This is a genomic window from Vibrio sp. 10N.239.312.D08 (genome assembly GCF_041466145.1).
Classification (GTDB): domain Bacteria; phylum Pseudomonadota; class Gammaproteobacteria; order Enterobacterales; family Vibrionaceae; genus Vibrio; species Vibrio crassostreae_C.
Genome location: NZ_JBFSSD010000025.1, coordinates 18,978 through 41,826, shown reverse-complemented (window position 1 = coordinate 41,826; position 22,849 = coordinate 18,978). Strand labels below are relative to the sequence as shown.

General features: G+C 43.7%; 15 protein-coding genes and 1 pseudogene. 9 read left to right on the top strand and 7 right to left on the bottom strand.

All coding sequences use genetic code 11. The features are described 5' to 3' along the window. Positions 1–151 precede the first annotated feature (151 nt). Positions 152–1,024 (top strand): patatin family protein, encoded by an 873-nt coding sequence (locus tag AB6D58_RS14325; RefSeq protein WP_372157610.1) that lies wholly within the window; start codon positions 152–154, stop codon positions 1,022–1,024. Between the two features lie 120 nt (positions 1,025–1,144). Here the strand turns inward: AB6D58_RS14325 and AB6D58_RS14320 are convergent, their stop codons facing one another. Both AB6D58_RS14320 and AB6D58_RS14315 read right to left on the bottom strand, forming a co-directional pair. Further along, positions 1,145–2,137, bottom strand: coding sequence for a 2-hydroxyacid dehydrogenase (locus AB6D58_RS14320; protein ID WP_102398419.1), 993 nt, complete (start codon positions 2,135–2,137; stop codon positions 1,145–1,147). A 612-nt stretch (positions 2,138–2,749) separates the two neighbouring features. Then, a complete protein-coding gene (locus AB6D58_RS14315; RefSeq protein WP_017058858.1) occupies positions 2,750–3,550 on the bottom strand; it encodes a ferredoxin--NADP reductase in 801 nt (266 codons plus the stop codon). 331 nt (positions 3,551–3,881) lie between these two features. Between AB6D58_RS14315 and AB6D58_RS14310 the strand changes: the two genes are divergently transcribed. Continuing rightward, complete coding sequence (locus AB6D58_RS14310; RefSeq protein ID WP_017063993.1) at positions 3,882–4,826, top strand: acyltransferase; 945 nt, start codon at positions 3,882–3,884, stop codon at positions 4,824–4,826. 105 nt (positions 4,827–4,931) lie between these two features. Here AB6D58_RS14310 and AB6D58_RS14305 read toward each other — a convergent pair whose 3' ends face one another. The 3 genes from AB6D58_RS14305 to glgX all read right to left on the bottom strand — a co-directional run bounded on the left by AB6D58_RS14305 (position 4,932) and on the right by glgX (position 9,760). Then, entirely contained in the window at positions 4,932–5,660 is a 729-nt protein-coding gene (locus tag AB6D58_RS14305) for a tRNA (adenine(22)-N(1))-methyltransferase TrmK (protein ID WP_017069730.1), read from the bottom strand. 131 nt (positions 5,661–5,791) lie between these two features. Next, complete coding sequence (locus AB6D58_RS14300; RefSeq protein WP_372157608.1) at positions 5,792–7,534, bottom strand: diguanylate cyclase; 1,743 nt, start codon at positions 7,532–7,534, stop codon at positions 5,792–5,794. A 240-nt stretch (positions 7,535–7,774) separates the two neighbouring features. Continuing rightward, the gene (glgX, locus tag AB6D58_RS14295) at positions 7,775–9,760 is read right to left on the bottom strand and encodes a glycogen debranching protein GlgX (RefSeq protein WP_372157606.1); all 1,986 of its coding nucleotides are present in this window, start codon (positions 9,758–9,760) and stop codon (positions 7,775–7,777) included. Positions 9,761–10,194: 434 nt separating this feature from the next. Between glgX and AB6D58_RS14290 the strand changes: the two genes are divergently transcribed. The 6 genes and pseudogenes from AB6D58_RS14290 to AB6D58_RS14265 form a co-directional block, all read left to right on the top strand. Further along, positions 10,195–11,469, top strand: a complete 1,275-nt coding sequence (locus tag AB6D58_RS14290; RefSeq protein WP_102394254.1) for a maltoporin — start codon at positions 10,195–10,197, stop codon at positions 11,467–11,469. 103 nt (positions 11,470–11,572) lie between these two features. Continuing rightward, the gene (locus tag AB6D58_RS14285) at positions 11,573–12,382 is read left to right on the top strand and encodes a MalM family protein (protein ID WP_102394255.1); all 810 of its coding nucleotides are present in this window, start codon (positions 11,573–11,575) and stop codon (positions 12,380–12,382) included. A gap of 328 nt (positions 12,383–12,710) precedes the next feature. Further along, positions 12,711–13,217, top strand: coding sequence for a glycosidase (locus tag AB6D58_RS14280; RefSeq protein WP_102394256.1), 507 nt, complete (start codon positions 12,711–12,713; stop codon positions 13,215–13,217). An 86-nt stretch (positions 13,218–13,303) separates the two neighbouring features. Continuing rightward, complete coding sequence (locus AB6D58_RS14275) at positions 13,304–14,926, top strand: alpha-amylase family glycosyl hydrolase (RefSeq protein ID WP_102394257.1); 1,623 nt, start codon at positions 13,304–13,306, stop codon at positions 14,924–14,926. Positions 14,927–15,245: 319 nt separating this feature from the next. Continuing rightward, positions 15,246–15,491 (top strand): hypothetical protein, encoded by a 246-nt coding sequence (locus AB6D58_RS14270; RefSeq protein ID WP_133151248.1) that lies wholly within the window; start codon positions 15,246–15,248, stop codon positions 15,489–15,491. Beyond that, a pseudogene (locus AB6D58_RS14265) lies at positions 15,395–15,945 on the top strand (endonuclease); the annotation flags it as partial. The gene AB6D58_RS14270 and the pseudogene AB6D58_RS14265, both read left to right, overlap by 97 nt. Positions 15,946–16,086: 141 nt before the next feature. On the opposite strand, the gene pulA reads toward AB6D58_RS14265, so the two are convergent. Together pulA and AB6D58_RS14255 are read right to left on the bottom strand one after the other, a co-directional pair. After that, positions 16,087–20,136, bottom strand: coding sequence for a pullulanase-type alpha-1,6-glucosidase (gene pulA, locus AB6D58_RS14260; protein WP_372157603.1), 4,050 nt, complete (start codon positions 20,134–20,136; stop codon positions 16,087–16,089). 353 nt (positions 20,137–20,489) lie between these two features. Further along, a complete protein-coding gene (locus tag AB6D58_RS14255; RefSeq protein ID WP_372157601.1) occupies positions 20,490–22,262 on the bottom strand; it encodes an alpha-amylase family glycosyl hydrolase in 1,773 nt (590 codons plus the stop codon). A gap of 155 nt (positions 22,263–22,417) precedes the next feature. Between AB6D58_RS14255 and AB6D58_RS14250 the strand changes: the two genes are divergently transcribed. After that, on the top strand, positions 22,418–22,807 hold the full coding sequence (locus AB6D58_RS14250; RefSeq protein WP_372157599.1) for a DUF1294 domain-containing protein: 390 nt from the start codon (positions 22,418–22,420) through the stop codon (positions 22,805–22,807). Positions 22,808–22,849 lie beyond the last annotated feature (42 nt).

The window sequence follows — 22,849 nt, the reverse complement described above, 5'->3', positions numbered from 1 at the left end:
GCTGTTTATTAAGCAACCCTAAATCATTGAAAAATTTAATAATCCACATTGATAGTTTTTACCTATCGAATTGATAAATCTATCCCATTATCTTTGTAAGAGTGATGGGATTATTCTACGACTATCAGTTTAGAAAGTAGAGGAGTTTGAGATGAATAAGAGCGCATTAATCGTTGAAGGTGGAGCAATGAGAGGTATTTTTGCTGCTGGAGTTTTAGACGCCTTCATGCAAGGCGATTTCCGTCCTTATGATTTTGCCATCGGCGTATCTGCAGGTGTGTCGAATCTGGTTGGCTACTTATCTCATGCACCAAAACGCAGTTATGATGTGATCACCACGATGGCGACGGATAAAACTTTCTTTAATCCTGCTCGCTTTGCCAAAGGCGGTAACTTGGTAGATGTTAAATGGTTATGGAACGAATCCAATCAACGTTATCCGCTCGATTGTGGTGAGTTGTTTTCAAGTATCCCACTCATTGCTGCTGTCACAAATGTCGATACGGGCAGTGCAGACTACTACCATATTAAGCCAGAAAACCTTTCTAATGTTGTTGAAGCAACAACGGCTTTACCTATCGCTTACCGTGAAACTCCGTGTTTCTCTGGTGGCTGTTATACCGATGGCGGTGTAGCCGATTCGATTCCGGTTCGTGAAGCATATCGCCGTGGCGCACGCGATATTACCGTGATTCTGTCTCACCCATTGAGCTACCGAATGAAGCCTCAAAAGCACCAATGGATGCTGAAGAAACTATTAAAGAAATTCCCAAATATTGCTGAATCGATGGCGGTGCGTGCTGAAAACTACAACCAGTCTCTGGAGTTCATTCGTAACCCACCCAAAGATGCGACCATTAAAGTGATAGCGCCGCCAGAAGCGTTCGCAGTAAAGCGTTTAACTATGGATCAAAGTACTCTTAATACAGGTTACGAGATGGGCGTCAAAGCCGGTGAAGAGCACCTTGCTATTAGAAAAGGCGTTTATGGTTTAGACACTGAAGATTGTCATTTCTGCGTCTAGGAACGGTTTTAGAATACTGAATAAACGACGAAGCCACGCTGTTCACTTCAGAATAGCGTGGCTTTGTATCTGTAGACCTAGTTTGTTTTTAACTCAGCCTGCTGTTAACTCAATCTGTTATTAAACGAGTTCGTTGCCGCTGGTGTTGCCAGCAAAGAAAGCATCAACACTGGTGAGTGTTGTATTGGCGATATTGAACAGAGCATCTTTGGTTAAGAAAGCTTGGTGACCTGTGAACAGCACGTTGTGACAAGCAGATAGACGGCGGAACACATCATCGACAATCACGTCGTTTGATTTGTCTTGGAAGAACAGCTCTTTCTCGTTGTCATACACATCAAGACCAAGTGCGCCAATCTTACTCTGTTTAAGCGCTTCGATAGCAGCTGTGGAATCCAGTAGTTCACCACGGCTGGTGTTGACAATCATCACGCCGTCTTTCATCTTCTCAAACGCAGTCGCATCTAATAGGTGGTAGTTCTCTTTACTCATTGGGCAGTGTAGAGAAATCACATCAGACTCTTGGTAAAGTTCGTCGAGTTCAACGTATTTAGCGCCTAACTCAACAGCTAACGGGTTTGGATATGGGTCATAGCATAGGATATTCATGCCTAAACCCTTCAGAATTCGCATCGTCGCTAGGCCAATCTTACCCGAGCCAATCATACCGACCGTTTTACCGTGGAAGTTAAAGCCAACTAACCCCTCAAGAGAGAAGTTCGCATCACGAGTGCGTTGGTATGCCTTGTGTAGTTTACGGTTCAAACACATCATCATGCCAACCGTGTGTTCTGCTACCGATTCTGGTGAGTAAGCCGGAACGCGAACCACTTGCAGACCAAACTCTTTGGCTGCGTCTAGGTCGACCTTGTCAAAGCCCGCACAGCGCATCGCGATTAACTTGGTGCGGCCTTGAGCAAGAATCTCTAACACGTCTCGCGATAGGTCATCGTTTACAAACGCACAAACCACTTCGTTGTCGTGCGCCATTTTTGCTGTTGTTGTGGTGAGTCGAAAATCGTGAAAATGAAACTCAGCGTTGAGTTCGCCTTTTGCCAGTTCGAATGATTTTTCGTCGTATGATTTTGAGCTAAAAAAAGCAATGTTGAGCATGGCTTCCTCTCTTACCTAAAATATAAATAACCCACTGATTCATTCTCTGAAACGGGATTAAAACAAGGGCATGTTGACCTTTCGCGGTTAAGTTTTGTTCGAGATAAAATCGTTTTAATCGCGACGAGAGGTTTGCCGCCTAGTCATTCTAAGCAAAACCCTCTCAACAAAGAGTAAAACGATTTTAGCCGAACCCTTCGGGCAGTGTTTGTGGTTCCTTTCTACAGCGTTATCGAATTCTCATGTAGGCGAGCTACACGTCGAGTTCTCTGCCTTGTATAAATAACCCACAAACGGCTGCAAAAATCAGCTCGATAGGTCAACATGCCCTACAACTCTGTTCAATGTGCTAGAGTTTTTTTCTCTTGTCTATCACCATTAGTCATTGTAATTGCTATGGTTATTTGATCTTTTGTCTTCACTTATTGAACATTAAAAATCACATTACGAGGTTGCTTGCTTATAAGTTCATCAATATTGAATGAATCTTACTTTCGGGTGTGGAACGTTGAATTTTCCAGTGTGACGGAATACGTAAATGACTCATATAAAACCTCTTCTCTAACTGTTCTTTGAAAGTTGTGCTTCTGTCTAACGAGTGGCGGTTGTTATTTACCAGTAGTTCTCACTGCTGAATTGACCGGGTTTTCTGCGTAAGTGCTTTTCGAAACCTAAGCTAGTTAGCGCTTCGCTTGTGTCACGAACCATTTGCGGATTGCCGCAAAGGTAGAAAAAACTGCGGGTTTGATTGAAAGCGACAGACGCGGCTTGCTCGAGGTCGCCTCCAAGTAACAAATTTGGGATTCGTCCGCGCAAAGTTCCGGTAACTGATTCTCTAGAAATAATTGGCACATATTTAAGTCTCCCTTGAAAGTGATTAACGAGTTGAGTGATACGATCTCGATAAGTCAGGTCTTGCTCTGTTCTTACAGCATGCACTAGAACCAGATTCTTGAATGAAGAGGCTTTGTCTGAAGCCAACTCATTTTGCTGTATCTGCATGCTCTCAAGTATTGAGATAAATGGGCCTACCGCGGTTCCGGTTGAAAGCATCCATAGATCGTCGGCGATCTCTGGGATCTCATCTAAGGTCATAAAGCCACTTGGGTCTTTGCCGACAAAGATGTCATCGCCCATCTTCAACTCATGAAGTTGAGGTGAAAGCTGACCGTTCTGATCCTTAATAATCAAAAATTCCAGATGTTGATGACCTTGTTCGTGCTCTGGCGCGTTCACCATCGAATAGGCGCGTCTTACGAACTCATCCTCACTGTTAAGTAAGCCAAGTTTCGTGAACTGACCTGCCTGATAAGAAGAGACAGGTGCACTAACCTGGAGTGAGAACAATTGATCTGTCCATTCTGTTTTGTTTAGGACTTTGCCTGTAACTAAACCATGAGGAATATCTGTCATATCATCCACCTTTAAGAAGAGAAGTTATCTCATTAAGGATACTCAACTATTTACACTTTAGAGTTGCATGTACCATGCCAATAATGAGAATGCTTATCAATACTTATTAAAGGTTAATTATTGGGTCGAATGTTGTCAAAAAGACAATATACTATTTGAGTCCAAATGACTCGCGCATGTGTTTTGGTTTCGTTTTAATAGACTTTAGCTGGTTGAACATCGTTAACATAGGTTGAGTGGTTTGACCCCTAGGATATTCAACCAATTACTGAAGAGAATAATTTATAGATGCGTATAATGGCGGCTTTCGTTCTCAATATAACTGTGTTTTATGCTTGATAATCTTCGTATGGCCTTGAACGTATTGTTCGTGACCATTAATACTGCATTCACCGCATTGGCTGTGAGCCTGTTTGCCCTAATCAAACTTATTTTGCCAATTTCTGTCGTTCAAAAATCATGCACTCGCTTAGCTAACTTCACATTCTGGTGTTGGGCTTCTCTTAATTTATGGATGTTGAACGCCAATAACGATATCGAATGGCAAGTGGAAGGGGGGGAAGATATTTCGACCAAGCAGTGGTATTTGATGATGTCCAACCACCTAAGCTGGGCAGATATTGTGATTTTGTCTTCAATCCTAAAAGACAAAATGCCGATGACGAAGTACTTCTTGAAACATGAATTGTTGTACGTACCATTTGTTGGCTTGGCCTGCTGGGGCTTAGATATGCCATTCATGAGACGCCACTCTCGTGAGTTCCTATTACGCAACCCAGAACGCCGTAATGATGATTTTAATGCAATCAATAAAGCGTGTACTAAGTTCAAATTAGCACCGACAACATTGGTTAATTTTGTTGAAGGGACTCGTGCAAACCACGAGAAACTGGCGTCAGCAAAGACCCCTTATCGCCACTTATTGAAGCCGAAAACTGGGGGCGTGGCATTTGCTTTATCTGCAATGGGCCCAATTTTGGATGGCATCGTGGATGTGACCTTAGCTTACCCTGAAAACCAAACCTCTCCGTTTGAAGATATGCTGAAGGGCAAAATGACTAAGGTCGTTGTGCGTATTAAATTGCATCCAATGGATGAGAACGTGAACGGTAATTACTTTGAAGATAAGGCTTTTAAACGTCGCTTCCACAATTGGTTGAACAGCACGTGGAAAGAGAAAGACGTCTACCTTGATACGGTTTATGGGGTTGATAAGCCTTCTGAGGTAGAGACAGTTGACGAGCCTGATGTGGCTTATAAGAAACAAGAACAGTAAGCTAAAACTGAATCGATAGCATTAATAAAGCCGATAGCTCATTGAACTATCGGCTTTTTTATTAATTTGACTTTCTTAATATTCAAACCATTAAGTTAGTACTTACTATGGCTTAACCGCCTGGTAAGCATCAATAATATGCTTTACTTGGCTAGGTTTTCCTTGCTTCTCTTGTCCTTGATGGATACGTAAGTAGTGCTGCAATGTTTTGGCTTTGTATTGCTGTGATACCTTCACTTGTTCATCACAACTTGGTGTCCAGATCTTGTCACCGACGTTTGATATCTCGCTAACGGTTTGGCTCTTTTCTGAATCACCGCGACTATTACTCACCAATAAAATCTCGTAGTAACGACGGTTCTCTTCAATCAACACTTCATCAATAAGACCAAAATGGATCGCCTTTAAATGGCTTCTCAACTCGAATTGCTGATGCACCGGACAAAGCAAGAAATCGATCGCTTTGTCTGGGTGTTGACGATGAATATCATCGACGAGCTTTTGAGTAAGATCGCCACCGACGCCCGCAATAATCACCAGGTGTTTGCCAGTATGTTTCTCAAGCGGGATAGCGGCGACATCCATACAGTAGACTTGCCATTGGCTAGTCACTTTCTGTTCTGCTATTGCACCTTGCGGAAAGTAACGCGTAAGTTTGCTTTCCAAATCGCTCATAAGAGACGGGACAATATCGACAAAGTGAAGCTGAGGTGCTTTGTTATCCGACAACAGTTGAACACCCAAGAAGCCGTGATCACAACAACAGTCCCAAATATGTTGGTAGTCATTGCTGACAAGGGAATGGAGAGTTTGCAGTCGGTTACTTAGCTTCATAAGGCTCGTGTCGTTAGAAAAGGGGTATTGTCGTGTTGAACGCGCATTGTAATGACTTTCCATAAAAACAAAAGCACCTAGGGTATGAATCCTAGGTGCTTTGTAGTGGCTACAGAAATGTAAGTATAGGTTTACGATGCTTTGGCAACGGCTCTGATATGGCCTTCCACTCGGTTCTTACCAAGTTGTTGCGCGATAAGTTTCGCTTGTTCCGCCAGCGCTAAAGCTGAGTCTGTTTCACCCTCTATTTGCGAGTATCCCACGCTAACCCCTAGCGATAAGGTGATATCTGGAGTGACGATGGTTTTCTCCGCGATTGCGACTCTGCACTGGTCTAGCTGGAATTTGGCATCTTTCACATCATTGGCTTTGAATAATACTGCGAACTCCTTTCCTCCAACACGAGCCAAGCAAAGTCCCTTTGGCTTGGGGAAGTAACTGCGTATCGATTCTGCAGTCAGCTTGATCATCTTGTCACCCACCGCTTCACCGTAGGCTCGGTTTACGTGGTCGAAGTTATCGATATCAAGCAGAGCGACATAGGTATCGGGCTCGCTCACGTAGTTTTCGATGGCGATGCTGAAACTGCTCTTATTGTCTAACTGCGTCATCAGATCTTTGCTGCTCAACTGATGTTGAAGCAGTAAGTTAGACAAAGAGACTTCAGTGTAATCACGGATCATTCGTAGAATACTCTGGCTGATCGGTAAGTTTACGTTTACGTACAACACTGCGATCAACTGCTGACGAGAGTGCAAAGGAATACAGTAATGACGTTGGTGTATTTTGAGTTTACACGCCAGTGGATCGGCGTACTTACCACTTCGGTAAGCCATAGTGTCCGGTGTAAATCGCTCTGCAAGGGCTTTGTCACAATGTACCGTGGATTTGTTTCCGTGATAGTCGATGGTACTGAATGCGTGGTTCTCAAGCTGATAGAGACAGAATTGAATGCCTTTTTGGTAGGTGAAACTATCCAGTATGGATTTTAACTCTCGCTTAAAGCTTACAAGGTCATCGACTTTATTCAGTTGCGACAAGGACACGTTCAAACGATAAGCCAGATAGTTGGCACCAATCCACAATAGCAGGAGTGAGCCCAGTACTAAGCCCGTCAACGTAAATTGATGTGAGCTGGTTAAGATGTCATGGCGGTCAGTGCCCGCAATGAACACCCAATTTAAGCTGTTGTCTGCGTCAAATACCGATATTTTGAAGTTATCTTGATAGTAATATTCGTGCTTACCAACGGTTTCACCTTGTGAGAGTTGGTGGCTGATCCCTGCATGGAAGCTGATGGATTTAGAACCGATACGCTGTGGATCCGGGTGGAATACCAGTCGCTCTGTTGCTCTGTCTACAACAAATACATAGCCATTATTAAGCGTTTTTAAATCTCTTAAACCTTGCGTGGTATGCATTAAATCAAACTCAATCCATATTTCTTCGTTGAGCTTTTCTGCAGTGTGTTTAACGGCGAAAACCCATCGTCCATCGGCTTTTTGGTAAACGGAAGAGATGTAAAAATCTTCTACAACACCGTCTATTGAATGCCATTGTATTGTGGCGATTTGTTCATTGGAAAGAGGAAGGCCACGAGTGGAGACATAATGTTGGGAGTTAGGTTGGTATCGAACGATATCGGAGAAATTTGGTGTTCTTCTTAGAATATTACCACTCAATTCTCTGAATTTTTTATCACCGATTGGAGCCGTTTTAGGCAAGCCTAGACTGGTTTCTAAAAAATAGAGTTTGCCGAATGTGGCTTCGATGTTGGAACGAATGGTAGAGCTTGCGATACGAATGTTTGATGATGATTGTTCTGTTGCTGCTGTTTCTACTTTTTCAAGCTGAGTCATAGCAAGATAGAGCATCCCTCCAGTTAATAAAATAATGTATGGTTTAAAAAGCCGAATTAATGTTTTAGGTAAAGCCATGATATCCAAAGACGTTATAGATTCATTTTTATAGTACGGCAATACTAAACAGTTTCATTAACCACATCAATGCAAATGATTCCATATGGATGAATGATTTTTGTGATATTCAGCTAACAAAAAAGCCAGCTGCAAATATAACTGGCTTCTATGGTTTTCGGTGTTTTATTAAGCTGACTAAGCTTTTGCTTTAATCAAATCAGCCTGATCTGGCGAATAGTGCAAAATTGCCATCGAAGTTGGCGACAACAACATTTCACCTTCTGCATGACCGGGTTTTACATTTCGTAAGTTGGTATCACAAATGGTGACCCAGTTTTGGTCGCGATCAGTCGGTAACGAGAATCGAGCGGGTGCGTTGGTTTGGTTTATCAAATAAATCAATTCGTCACCGTCTTTGCCAATACCTAAGTGCAGCGCAACAGAGCTTAAACGATTCCAATCATCATGCTCCATGAGTGTGCCATCGACACGGCTCCAGAAGATGCGGTTCGAGTTGCGTTTTTCTCCGCTGAACGCCTTAATAAAAGGCACCATATATTGTTGACGTGCAGAGATCATTTCAGCTAACCAAGTCTTGAAATAAGTTTTTCGCTCAGAATCTTCCCAGTTAATCCAGCTAGTTACACTATCTTGACAGTAAGCGTTGTTGTTGCCTTTTTGAGTGTGAGATAACACATCAGCTGTCAGAATATGTGGAATGCCAAAGGCAAACAACAGACTCGCCATGAAGTTACGTTTCTGTTTTTCGCGTGTGGCAACAACCAATAGGTTTTCGGTTTCCCCTTCAACACCGTAGTTATCAGAGCGGTTATCACCGTGTCCATCTCGGTTGTTCTCGCCGTTATCTTCATTGTGCTTGTGTTTGTAAGAGACAAGATCTTGCATTGTGAAGCCGTCGTGATACGTGATGTAGTTTACGGTTAGTCTGTATGGCCAGTGTGCTGCGCTGTAGATATCGCGAGATCCCATTAAGCGCGTCGCAAACTCTTTTAGATAGCCTTGATCACCGCGCCAGAAGCTACGTGTGATATCACGCAGTTTGTCGTTACATTCATTCCAGCCTAGTGGAAAGTTACCTACTTGATAACCGTTAGGGCCAATATCCCACGGTTCTGCAATCAACTTGGTCTCTTTGAGCACAGGATCTTGAGCAACGGCTTTGAAAAAAGCAGCTTCAGGGTTGTAATTATCGCCTTCACGTCCCAGCGTCGCGGCCAAATCAAAACGGAAGCCGTCGACTTTGAATTCACTCACCCAGTAACGAAGCGTATCCATCACTAAGTTGAGTGCGGGCTGGTGGGTAAGGTCGACGGTGTTTCCACAGCCAGTGAAGTTCGCGTAATGGCAGCCATGTTTAATGTAGTAGCGGCTATCGAGTGCTTTTAGGTTGAAGGTGGTTCCGCCTTCCCCACCTTCTGCTGTGTGGTTGTACACCACGTCTAGAATGACTTCGATGCCATTGCGGTGCAGTTCGCGAATCGCAGTCTTTAACTCGTTTACGGCATCTTTCTCTGCGTAGCGAGGGTCAGGCACCATAAACAAGTATGGGTTGTAACCCCAATAGTTCACTTTACCCATGTCTAATAGGTGTGGTTCATGCATGCATGCGGCAATGGGCAAAAGCTGTAGAGAGTTGATATTTTGCTGTTTGTAGAACGCAAGCATTTCAGGGCTCACTAACCCTAAGTAGCGTCCTTTAGTATTGGCAGCCACTTCTGGGTGCAGTTGAGATAGACCTTTTACATGCGTTTCAAAAAGAACGGTATCTTCGCGGCTAATGCGTGGCTTTTCTACATCTTGCCAATCGAAGGTGTCATCAACAACGACACATTTCGCCATAGCAAAGCTTTTTTCATTGGTATATGGCGTGACGTAATCGAGCGGTTCGCTTATTGCTTTGGCATACGGGTCTGAAAGCAGGATAGGACCATTGTCCGTTTCGGCAATGAAGCCGTATTTTTGCCCCGCTTTAATACCATCAATAAAGACATATCTGATATCAGCGTATTCATTTTCCAATTTATAAGTGGTGAATTCGTCGTTCTCGTCAAAAAGAGCGAGTGAAAGAGATTTACAGTCAGGAGAATAAATAGAGAAGTTGCAGCCAGTGTTACCTAGCGTTGCGCCTAGCGGATAAGGGCGAGCGAGCGTTCTAGTCATTGCTTGATTTCTTGTTCGTTTATCGACATCAGTGAACTATAAGTAAAAAGCTTTGTCACAGTAAGGTCAAGCAACTTCACAGAATAATTATTGTTAAAAAAATAATTTACCGATTAGGTTCAAATTATATATTTGAACTAGATCCCACTTATATTGAATAATTAGATCTGTGTGCTGTCTACTCCTCCTAGATTAAGTGATCTAACTCCTGTAAACACCGTTCTGTATAAATTCTACTCCCTTCTCATCCCCCTTAATTTAGTTCAGGGCGGAGGAAGTCAAACTTGTCATCCCCTCTTAATATTGGCTCCGTTGAAACGAATCAGGGGAAACCCTAAACCTCTCTATCTTACGTCCGCCATAACTGCCTTTGGTTGTCGCAAGAGAGCAAAAATATAAAAACCTAAAATAAATCGTCCTTAATGGAGTTAAGAATGAAAAAAGTAAGTTTGATTGCTGCAGCAGTGGCAACTACGTTAGCTGCTGGCTCTGCGTTCGCTGTAGATTTTCATGGTTACATGCGTGCTGGTGTTGGTCTTAGCGCTGACGGTGGACAGCAAGTAACATTTGAAAAGAACAAAATCGGTCGTCTAGGTAACGAAGGCGATATATACGGTGAAGTTCAACTAGGTAAAGAAGTTTACAATAACAACGGTAAAACGTTCTACGTTGACTCTATGTTTGCAATGACTTCTAACGGTTCAAACGATTGGGAAAGCACTTCTACTAACTGTGGTCTTGACGACGCTGGCGATATTAAATGTGTTGATGATGCACAATTCGCGCTACGCCAATTCAACGTTCAAGCTAAAGGTGTTCTAGATTTCGCTCCTGAAGCGACTCTATGGGCAGGTAAGCGTTACTACCAACGTCACGACATCCATATCTCTGACTTCTACTACTGGAACATCTCTGGCGCGGGCGCTGGTGTTGAAGGCATCGAAGCTGGTCCAGGTAAAGTATCTTTTGCATGGGTTCGTAACGACCGTGGCGATATCGCTGACCCAGGTAACGATGGCGGCGATGCAAACGTTAACACTCTAGACGTACGTTACGCTGGTCTTCCAGTATGGGAAAACGGCTCTCTAGAACTAGGTCTAAACTACGCTCTAGTTAACGAAACTGACGACGCACCAAACAGCACTAAAGATGCAGAAGACGGTGTAATGTTCACTGCTGAATTGACTCAAGGTCTAGATTCAGGCTTCAACAAAACAGTATTCCAGTACGGTACAGAAGGCTACTCTAAAACAATGGCATTCTACGGCGACGGTAGCTGGTACGGTGCAGAAGCTGACAGTGGCGCATCTGGTTACCGCCTAATCAACTGGGGTGTAATCGGCATGGGCGAAAACTGGGAAATGGGTCACCAGTTAGTATACGGTGTTGGTGAAGACATGTGGGCTGGCCAAGACAAGTGGGAAGCAATGTCTGTAGTTGTACGTCCAATGTACAAATGGGATGACAACCACAAAACTATCTTCGAAGCTGGTTACGCTATCGATGATAACGACGGTGCAGAGAACAAGTTCGGTAAACTAACTGTTGCTCAAGCATGGTCTGCTGGCTCTAGCTTCTGGGCTCGTCCTGAAATCCGCGTTTACGCGTCGTACCTAACTGCAGATAAAGACGACAACTCTAACGCATTTGACGGCGGTCGTTCAGACGATACATTCCAATTCGGTGTACAAGCTGAAGCCTGGTGGTAATCATCTAGCCACTAAGTCCTAAATTGTCCTAGAATGATACAGCCAGAACCTTATCTGGCTGTATTTATTTCAAAAAAACAATAATGAGTCGAGGTAGAAGGTAATGAAAAAATGGCTTGCTCCCGTACTGTTGGGAATGTTGGCTACAGGTTGTACTTCTGTAGAACAAGTCGATATGAACCCGAAAGGTCAGCAACAAGTGATCACGCAATCGGGCGACATTCAATGGGTACCAATTGATGTGCCTGTGGTTACTGAGTTCGCTTTGACTGACAAAAGCCAAATGTTGTTAGATGGTAATAGCGCTGGCGCAATTGCAGCGTTCGTGTTACCAGGTAATCGCGGCAGTCTCGATATCAAACTAGAGACATTTGTAAACAAAAATCTAGAGTTCTTCGCTCCTAACGTTATGGTAATGAATACGGCTGGCGAAACTATTTACCAAGCAGATTTCTCAAAGTTTAAGTACGAGCCAGCAAAACTGTTGGATAACGATAAGTTTGTACTTGAAATGAACGTGATTCCAGACATGACGGGTAATGACTTGCATGTACTGGTTTACACAACTTCCGCAGATTTAAAAGGAAGTTCTGAAGTTCTTCACCCTGCAAAAGCCTTCGCACTGGCAAATCACACTCAGCCACCAGATATTGCAGATCCTCAAGCGAAACACAGACCACTTGGTCAGTTCCGCTTCTCAGTATCCGCGAACGATATCGTGAATACTAAAATTGTCGCGAAAAACGACAACATCCCACAAGGTACGGATTTAACCAGCTACTACCACAGCTCGATTAAAGCAGCGGTCGCGGCTAACGATATTCCGAAAGCATTAACACTGCTTGATGAAGCGAAAGAGTTGGGCATCAAAGGTGCAAAAGAAGTATTTGTGAAAGCAGTAAATACAAAATAATTTCAAAAAGGTCAGCGATATGCTGACCTTTTTTATTACTCTATTTGAGTGTTTAAAGCTCCCCCCTACATATAGTTACCTTATTCACAAATTTGTTTTTTTACTTTGTTTTTTTATATTGAATAGATCAATAATTAAATTGTATTTCCAACCTCAATCGTCATCGATTAGGAAATAATTAAACCTATCAAAGTAATCTGGACCAGCAAGATATGGAATAATACTCCTTATCGGTAGTTCGATATTTTGTTCTTTTTAAATATTAAACTTTTACCAACTTGGTGAGTTTTTATTTACTTTGTAATATTAAAAAGGAATTAACGTGAAAATGAACATGATGAAAACATCACTTGCTGCTGCCTTGCTTTTTACTCTTGCTGGTTGTCAATCGACAGCAGAATCAGACGGAGCTGCTGAGCCTATTGTTAATTTATCTCAAGAGGAAGTTGTTGCCTTCATGGCCGCTTGTGACAACCCAGATAGTATGGCGAAAGGCCCGATTTCTAAACCTCTGTTTGTCGTAGGCACGTTTGCTGATTCTGATTGGAAACATGTACCTCAACGTAAGTATATATACAAAGGCAATAACTTCTATCAAGTGGTGACGCAAGAAAAATCAGGCTCTTACAAAATGCAGTATGCGACAGAGTTGTGGTCCCCTCAATTTACTGCAAAAGGTAATGTAATGAATGTTGGTGAATTAACGCCACTCACATTTGGTGGTTACGGTACAGATACTTCGGTTGATATTGATGAAGATGGGGAATACGTTTGGAGCCTTCGGTTTGAAGGAGATGGAAAACCACTTAATATTATGATTAATAAATGTAAATAATATTCCATTTGGTTATTTGAAGTTTGTTTTAATTATTAACCCCTACATGAAACTATGTTGGGGTTAATTTTATTCAGGAGAACTTAATGCATAATGTTCGATATAATAAATTGCTGAGTAAATCATTTATAGCGTTGAGTGTTGTAAGTGTATTATCAGCGTGCAACTCCTCAGGTGGAAGTGATAGTGGCAGCACACCGTTGCCCGATACAAGTTACGCCTGCCAAGCGAATGTAATGGAGCAAAGCAATCAGCTTCGGACTTATCAAATCATGGTTGAAAGCTTTGTAGATGGAGATTCGAACATAGGCCATGGAACGGGTTATGGCACCAGTCATCACAATGGTGATCTTCAAGGGATTATTGATTCGCTTGATTACATCCAAGGTTTGGGTATGAACGCAATTTGGCTTACTCCGATTTTTGAGTCCCAAGCGATCACGGGACAAGACCATTGGGCCGATCGTTTGGATGCAACGGGCTACTTTGCCACGGATTATTTTAAGATTGATCCTCGTTTTGGTGATTTGGAAACCGCGAGAACGCTGGTAGATGAAGCGCACAAACGCGGCTTGTATGTTTTCTTTGATGGCGTGTTTGGTCATCACAAAGAAGGGTTGATTAAGCCATCTCCATCAGGGCTGTTACCTTCTGGTTCGAGTAATCCATTGGATTACCCAGCAAGCTTGGATTTCTATAAAGAAGTCGCGACTTACTGGGTAAAAGAGCTAAAAATTGATGGTTGGCGTTTAGACCAAGCGTACCAAGTTCCAACCGATGCATTGACACAAATCCGCAAAGCGGTGGATGAAGCCTCGCAAAGTGTGACATACACCAATGCGAATTGGGAGCAAGTTAATCCTTTGGGTTACATGGTAGCTGAGATCTGGAAAGGCGAATCAGAGATTGGAAGTGACGCCTACGGTGCGTCTGCTGAACCTGCGTTGTGCTCGGCATTTGATTTCCCTATGCGCTATCGAATCGTAGAAACATTAGCGGTTAATGAAAGTGGCCTGGGGGGGCGAGGTGTCGATTGGTTAGACAATGGCTACCAAACGCACCGCTTATATCCATCCCATGCACAGCCGAACTTAATGATCGGTAATCACGATTTAGTTCGTTTTGGCGATTTACTTCAACGTGGTGGGTTGGCTGATGTGAACGACGTAGAATATTGGCAACGTCACAAAGCGGCGTTTGCGTTTCAAGCCGCTTACTCTGGGCCTATTACGCTTTATTACGGCGATGAAATTGGCGATCAAGTTGACGGTTTCGCTGTGAAAGAAGACAACAACACCTGTGCCATTCGAGGAGTGTGTGATGATCACGTCGCACGAAGCAGCGCCAAGATTGAAGGCGTAACCGCGACCCTAGATGCCAACCAAGTTGACCTGAAAAACTACGTTAAGTCATTGATGGCTATGCGTGCTGCTCATCCTGCTTTGTATCAAGGCAGCCGCACTAACTTGGTAGCAAGCAATGGCAGTTATGTGGACTTGAAAGTATCTGGCGATGACCAAGTCTTATTTGCTTTGAATACCCTTGAGAGTGCTCGCAACATAGTGTTGACAGAAGCGCAAGTCGGTAGCAATCAAGCGCTGGTGGATTTAATCACTAACCAACAAATCACACCAAGTAACGGGCAATACCAGATCCCGATGTCATCATTACAAGGGCGCTTCTTCAAAGTGATACAAAGCGGACAATAAGTTTTCCCCATTTATCCAAAGCCAAGTGTTGCTGCTGACCCCCATAGGCGCACGCTTGGTTTTTTCGTCTCTTTGTCTAAGATGCCGTTCTTTCTTGTTCTTCGGTGGCGATATTGCACGTTGAATCCCAGTTTTCCTTTCTACATCTATTTGTTTTATATCGAACATTCGCTGCTAAAAATTGAAAGAAACAGTACGCAGTTTGTGAGATGTGCTGCACGATAATGAGAATATTCACATTCATGCAAAGTCAAAATGTGATTTAAGGCTTACTCATGTGTAATTGTTATGTTTATCTTTTTGTGGATTTATATAACTAATGGGAAATTATAATGAAATCCACAACGAAGCCCTTCTATCCATTACCTCTTATTTGCTCTCCAGTCACGTTCTTAATGGCGACTTTGAACAGTGGAATGGTAATGCACCAACGCAGTGGTCTGTGATTGATTCCGGCATTGCTGTTTCACCGACCAGTGTGGCCAATACAAAACGGAAGGCGATTGCTACAACCGTGAACACTTATTCCCTAAGAGCTGGTTTGGTGGCAAGGTTGAACCGATGAACTCTGATGGTCACCACCTATTTGCAACCGATGGCTATGTGAATGCGAAGCGCAGCAACTGGCTATTTGGTGAAGTGGGTAACAGCACTTACGCATCTAGCAATGGCTCAAAAGTCGGCTTAGCAAGCTCTACTTTGGGCTATTCAGGAACGGTATTTGAGCCTATTGATGAGTTCAAAGGTGATTTTGCTCGCGTGTATTTCTACATGGCGACACGCTATGAAAATGTGATTGGTAACTGGGAAAGCAATTCAAGCAGCTCAGACGCAGTACTAAACGGCACGAAAACGACCGTCTTTGAACCATGGATGCTGAACATGTTGAAACGTTGGCACAAAACGAACTTGTTAGCGCGAAAGCGATCAGCCGTAACCAAGCGGTGTTTGAATTCCAAGGTAACCGCAACCCGTTTGTGGATCACCCTGAATTTGTAGAGATCATTTGGGGAAACTAACCCCATTAGCTAAAGCAAATCGCCAGAAACAACACAGCCGCTATCGTCACTGTTCGGGCGGCTTTTTAATGCCGTTTTAGAGGCACAAAAAAGGGGAGGTTTTACCCTCCCCAAGCTAGCACATGGTTGAGCCTATTGTTTTTAGTTCTTAGTTACTGTCACGACTGGTGCGGCTTTATCAGCTGCATTGAAGTGGAAGTTGTAGTTTCCTGCTTCTGCAATTGTGATTTTAAGGTTTGCACTGTCGCCACCAACATCCATGGTGACTGCTGCGCCGAGCTCTACATTGCCTTCTCCACCGAAGTTGGTGTCACCCGCCCAATCCGCACTTGCGATCTTCATTTCGTAGCTACCTGCTGCTAGGTCGATATCTAAAGAGTAAACATCTGCGGCTACGTAGTTGAACTTCGCGCTTGAATCTTCAGCTGGCGTATCCCAAGTTGTGATTGTGCCGCGTAGGAAGAGTGAAGTTTCACCAAACGTTGGTGCGTCTGCCGCTTTCGTTACAGAAGCAACCGGTTTGTCAGCTGAATCGCTTTGCTCATGAATCGCATTTAGAACGAAGGTGTATTTGCCTGTTTCAGTAACGGACAATGCACAGTTATCTTCAGTACCCAAGTCTAGAGATCCAGAAGCTTGTTCTGTGTAATCACAGCCAAAGTTTGGTGTACCCCAGCTATCATCAGCAAACTTAAAACCGTAATCACCAGCTTCAAGTACACCCGTTACCGAGTACATACCGTTACCAATGAATGACATTTCCCATTCTTCTGATGGATTCCAACCGCTCATGTCACCACGAACATAAACTTTGGTTTCGCCATAAGGAGGAATGCTCGATACGTCTTTGTTATCTGTATCAACAGGCAGACCAGCACCTTGTGCGTTACCTTGAGGTTGTACAAATACCGCTGTTGTAAGTGCCGGAACCGTGAAAGTCTCACTGGAGAAGCTTGCGCTCTTAACGGTCATGTCAGCCGAGTTCTTCTGAACGTAATGCAGTTCGAAACCCGTCGTGCCCTCAATTTTGAAAGATTTCTCTTCTGCTGTTGAGTTCACTACTGCGACGATGGCGTCGTAGTTTGTATCTAGATCTGCACCCGCTGACGTACCGTCGTCAATAGACATCACAATCAAGCCTTCAACTTGGTCTTTGCCTACGTTGCGGAAATCAACGCGGTTCATGACCTCTTGAGCGGTATCTAAACGGAACAGTTCGCTTGAGCTACGAATAGTCAGTAGTTCTAGGAATTGTTGCTTAGTTAGCTCGATATCGTCAGTGTTTGGCATCGCAGTGCTGTCAGCAATGATTGTTTTGATCAGATCCCAGTTTGCACCATCTTTATCTTCACGAGGTAAGCCAACATTCCAGTTGTTGTCCGTCCCATCAAACATGACGCGGTTGTACCAGTCACCAGAATCGTAAGAATCGCGCTGCATAGACTTAGATCGTAGCAGTTCAGAACCCATATGGATGAATGGTATGCCTTGGCCTAGCATCACGGTAGAAAGCGATACAGACTGCATACGCGCACGCTCTGCAGAGCTAGTACCAGTGGCGATCTTGTAAGCGTTGTTATCCCAAAGTGTTTGGTTATCGTGTTTGGAAACGTAAGAGATGTTCTCGGAAGGCATCTTGGTGTAACCAGCTGGCGCGCCGTTGTAATCAACGTTTTTACCCAGTTTGGTATCGCCTTTGTAATCAATCAGTACGTATTCTGCGAGGTTACCTGCCATACCTAAACGAACAAGGTCTTGGTTATGTAAACGACCATTGATCGAATCTTGATCAACTTTGGTTTCTTCGTTGGCAATCGCTGCGTTACCAAAGCCTTGGTTAAAGCGAAGTGGGTGGTTCCCTTCTGAGTCGACACCACCATCGAATGGGCTACCACCACGAACGGCGTCACGCAAACGGTCTGAGAAGGTACCGATTTCTGTACCTGCCATGTTGATTTGGTTCGCTTGATCGAAGCGGGCGTTGTTGGCGACTTCACCAAAGTCCCAGCCTTCCCCGTAGAACAGAGTATTCGGGTCGATTTTGCGCACTTCTTCCAATGCTTCGACCATTACATCTTTTGGCTGGTGGCCCATCAAGTCAAAACGGAAACCATCCACTTTGTAGTCGTCAGCCCACACCTTAAGTGAGTCGACCATCAATTTACCCATCATCAGGTTTTCGGTCGCAGTGTTGTCACAACAAGTCGAGTTTTCTACGCCACCAGTGTTGACGTTAAGACGGTGGTAGTACCCAGGGACAATCTTATCCAGTACCGACTTATCGTTCACACCAGACGCATTGGTGTGGTTGTATACCACGTCCATGATCAGCTTAAGATCCATGTCGTGCGTAGCTTTGACCATCTGACGGAATTCGAGAATACGCTGAGAACCATTAGGATCGGTCGCGTAACTTCCCTCAGGAACTGTGTAATGGAATGGGTCGTAGCCCCAGTTGAAGCTATCAAGCATACGAAGGTCATTCATTAATGCTTGTGCGTCACCCGTTGAAGGGTCATAACCATCGAGTACGTCTTCGATGACTTTGTTTTCGTCTTCGCTTCCACATAAGGTAGCTGTCGGTTTTACATCACACAGTTTTCCTACGGTGTCGGTGATATCAACACGGCTCGCGGCATCTTCATCGACGGTAGCGATATCAAATGCTGGTAAGATATGCAGCGTAGTTAAACCTGCTTCTTGGAGAGCTTGTAGGTGTTTGACCGACTCACGATCGGCTTCTGTAAGAGCGAGGTACTTGCCATTTAGGCTAGCTGTGCCGAGCTTATCGCTGAAACTAAAGTCACGTAGGTGTGATTCGTAAAGTACGTGGTCTTCGTCTTTCTCTACGGTTGGTCGTTGGTAGTTGTCCCAGTTCGCTGGTTTCAAGGTTGAATCATTCAGGTCAATCACTTGAGAGTATGCTGAGTTCTTTGACAAACTGAGAGAGTATGGGTCTGTCACAAGGCGAGTTTCGATATTGCCTGTGGTTGGGTGATAAACCTTCACTTGGTAACGGTAATAACTGTTCACTGCATTAGACACGGCATCAGTCGCCCAAATGCCCGTCTCAGTGCTTTCTGTCATTGGAAAAACTTGTGAGCTTTTCAGGTCTTCGCTGTAAAGAACTAGCTCTACATCTTGCGCGGTTGGTGCCCAAAGCTTGAAGGTCGCCGCACTGCCTTCAACAATCGCGCCGAGTTCTTCAGCCATTGCATTACCAGCATCTTCGCTAGCAAATACCGCATCAAGCACACCAGGTTTTTGAACCTCAGTTGAAGAGATAACATCGCCATTGGCATTGTAGGCAACAAAAATTATCTGAGATTTTAAAATAGTGCGAAGTGTGCTGTCGTCAACATCGATAGCTAGGGCAGGTAAGCTTGCAAGGTGTCGAAAACGCTCTTTCAATTCAGAAGATAGTTCTCCGTCTTTGCTTAGTTCAATTGCAGTTCCACCGACAATCTCTTTGTCATCGTTCATTGTGATGCTGTTGTCTAGTGCATAGAAAAGCTTCACAGAGTCTGCATTGCTAGCCGCTTCCCAACCAATTGTGGTTGCATCTAGCCAGTGTGCTTTTTGACCATCAATATTGACTGGTCGCTCTGAAATAGGGTCGTAGTACAACTCGCTGCTGCCATGGAAACCAAATACGCCTTGTGAATCGCCAAGCTTAGTTAACTCGACTTTTGAGTTCGCACTGCCAAATGCTTTCTCATCACCATTGTGCAAGATGAAGTTCATGCATTTGTGTGGGTCAGAGGCATCTGGGTCAACTTTCAACACATAATAGGCACCGTAAGTATCGCTGATACCATCATATTCGTAAGGGCTGTTCCAGTCGGTTCCGGTTTCACTTAATCCCATGCCGACTAAATCTGTGCTGGTACAGCCTTCACCATTCCAAAGGTGCAGCCCCCAACCGTCGTAAGTTGAGCCAGATGAGCTGGCAGCGGCAACATCGCGTTTGTAGTAAATAACGACTTCGTTTTCAGCTGCAGGGTATAAACCACTGTTGCCAGGGGCTGTACCGTTGTCGCTATCATTATCACTACCACAACCCGCGATCAAAGTAGCGGTGAAGAGCGGTAACATTGCTTTGGCCAATGTAGAGCGTTTGAAGCTCTTCTTTTTGGTATTGTTGAAGGTATTTCGTAGAGAGATAATTTTATTAATATTTATGTTGTTCACGTTTTGATATCCATATTTCACTTTTTATGAAGATGAATATCCTAGCTTTAACCAAGGTCAACTATTTGTGATGGCAATGTATAAAGTTATTTTAAATTCGTAAATATAGGAAACCTAGTGTCAATATCACGCTTTGTATTTGGTTATTGTTAAATTAATTGGATCAATGACTCATTTGCATAATATCAATAATGTAAGGCGTAGAGGCTAGGCGTAGTTAATAAGGATGAGAGCTCATCCTTATTATTGTGAGTAATATATCGAATTGAGAGAGTGTTAATTTGATGTGGAAATTAAGTTATTTATCAATTAGCTAAAAGCGAGCTGTTCGGTAATTTATATTGATAGGTATATCATCCATTTAAGGATAACACCCAAGCCAAAGACGCCAGCGGTTTCAATTCAATATTAAAACTGCCAACACTGTTCTCAATGTCGAGCACTTGTTGCGCTATGCCTTCAATATATTCATTGAGTATGTAACGACCATCAACTAATTTGAGTTTTTGGATTACATCACTTGGAATCTTTAAGTGAATATTTTCAGTGGTATGTTGGCTGAAATTAGCTGCAACAATGGTTAGCTCTTGGTGGTCAGAGCGCAGAAATGCGTAGACTGAATCACTTAAGTTACAGCACTGGTGTAAGTCTTGGTAATCACCTGTTATCGATGAGTGCTCTAGCGAAAAGTTCATTACCTTTTGATAGAAGTGACGCAGCTGCTTTTCGTTTTCGTCTAATAGCCCGCCATCGAATGCGCCGTGGTTCATCCACTTTTGGTGTTGTGGGACTCCGATGTAGTCAAATATGGAAGTTCGTGAGGGCTGTCCAAAGCCAGCGTTCTCCGCACCCGGTTCGCCGATTTCTTGCCCAAAGTAGATCATGGTTGGAGAACTACTCAATAACGCGCTGACTAGCATTGCAGGCTTCGCTATATTTGGGTCACCTACAAATTCAGGAGACGCGATGCGTTGTTCATCATGGTTATCCAAGAAGTGCAGCATGTGATGTTCAATATCCATCATTTGATGTTGGATTTTGGGGATGATAGCCGTGGAAGTATTGCCTAGCATGATGTCTTTTAGACCGTCGTACAGATCTACTTTGTCATAGAGGTAGTCCATTTTGCCTAAGTGGATATAGTCGCGATATAAGTCCGGTTGGTACACCTCAGCCATTAAAAAGGCATCTTGGTTTTTCATCTTTATAGATGAATTAAGGTAGCTCCAAAATTCGACTGGAACCATCTCAGCCATATCGTAGCGAAACCCATCAACACCTTTATTCAACCAAAACAAGGCGATATCTCGGAATTTAGCCCAAGAGTTAGGCACATAAACAGATTCCCAGAAACGGAAATGATCCATGTAATTGCGTTGAGCATAGTCACTCGGTAGTTCAGGGAAGTCTTTTGAACCGTCTGGTCGCATGCCATAATTGATTTTCACCGTTTCATACCAATCATCGAAACTAGGCTTGGCTAAACGTGAGCCGTTACCTGTCCATTTGGCGGGCGTCTCTATAAACGGGGAGTTTAGGTTGGGATGCTGTTCACCACCTAGCGGCGTAAAGGCGGGCTCTATGTCTGGCAATTCAAAGGTGCTGTTGGGAATGTAGTAGAAGTTATTGTCTTTGTGGTATTCCAGCGTTGTGTCATCTTGAGCGCCGAAGTCACTGACACCTTCTGGGTTGTTTAAGCCTTTATAATGACGCGCAACGTGATTCGGTACGATATCGATAATCACTTTTAAACCATTGTCGTGACTTCTTTTGATTAGTGCCTCGAACTCCTCTAGTCGGCATTCAGGGTTGTCTGCGAGATCTGGGTTTACGGAATAGTAGTCTTTGACGGCATATGGTGATCCCGCACGGCCTTTTACCACGCTAGGGTGATCGTCTGAAATACCAAGGTGCTTGTAGTCATTGATGAGCGCATGATGTGGCACTCCGGTATACCAAATATGAGTCATACCGAGTTTGCGGATTTCAGACAGCGCTTTGTCGGTAAAATCACTGAACTTACCGACGCCATTTTGCTCGATTGTGCCCCATGGAACATGTTGGGTGTTTTTATTGCCAAATAAACGCGTAAAAACTTGGTAGATGGCGTACTTTTGGTTGTACATATTTATAATTCCTTTAACTTCCATCATGTTATGTAGGGATGAAAGGGCTGTTTATTCTTTGCAGGCTAACCGAATTACAATATGCCTTACTCATCCTTATCAAAATCTACAGGGCGTAATTGCTACAGTATGTGAGCTGTTGCTCAAAAGGAGTCATGTTGTCTTCATCTATTCAAATCGTTATCACTTATTTGGTTCTGGTGGCGGTGTCTGTGTTGTTTGCGGAAAGTTCTAAAGCGCTGTTGGTGTGGTATTTGGTTATCGGTTTCGTGACGTTTTTTGTGTACGCGAAGGACAAGCGAGCAGCGATCAATGGCAATTGGCGTGTGCCAGAGAAAACCTTGCACATCTTTTCTGTTGTTGGTGGTTGGTTAGGCGCTTTGATCGCACAAGATAAGCTGCGTCATAAAACACAAAAACAGCCTTTCAGAGCGATCTATTGGCTAACCGTAGTAATCAATGTAGCGGCGTTTGTCTGGACGTTAACGCCGAGCGGGCAGACGATGTTTGGTCGTTGGCTTAGTGAACTTGTGGGTTATTTATAAAGAGAATAACGGTTAGCACCGGAGTACCAACCGTTAAAATAC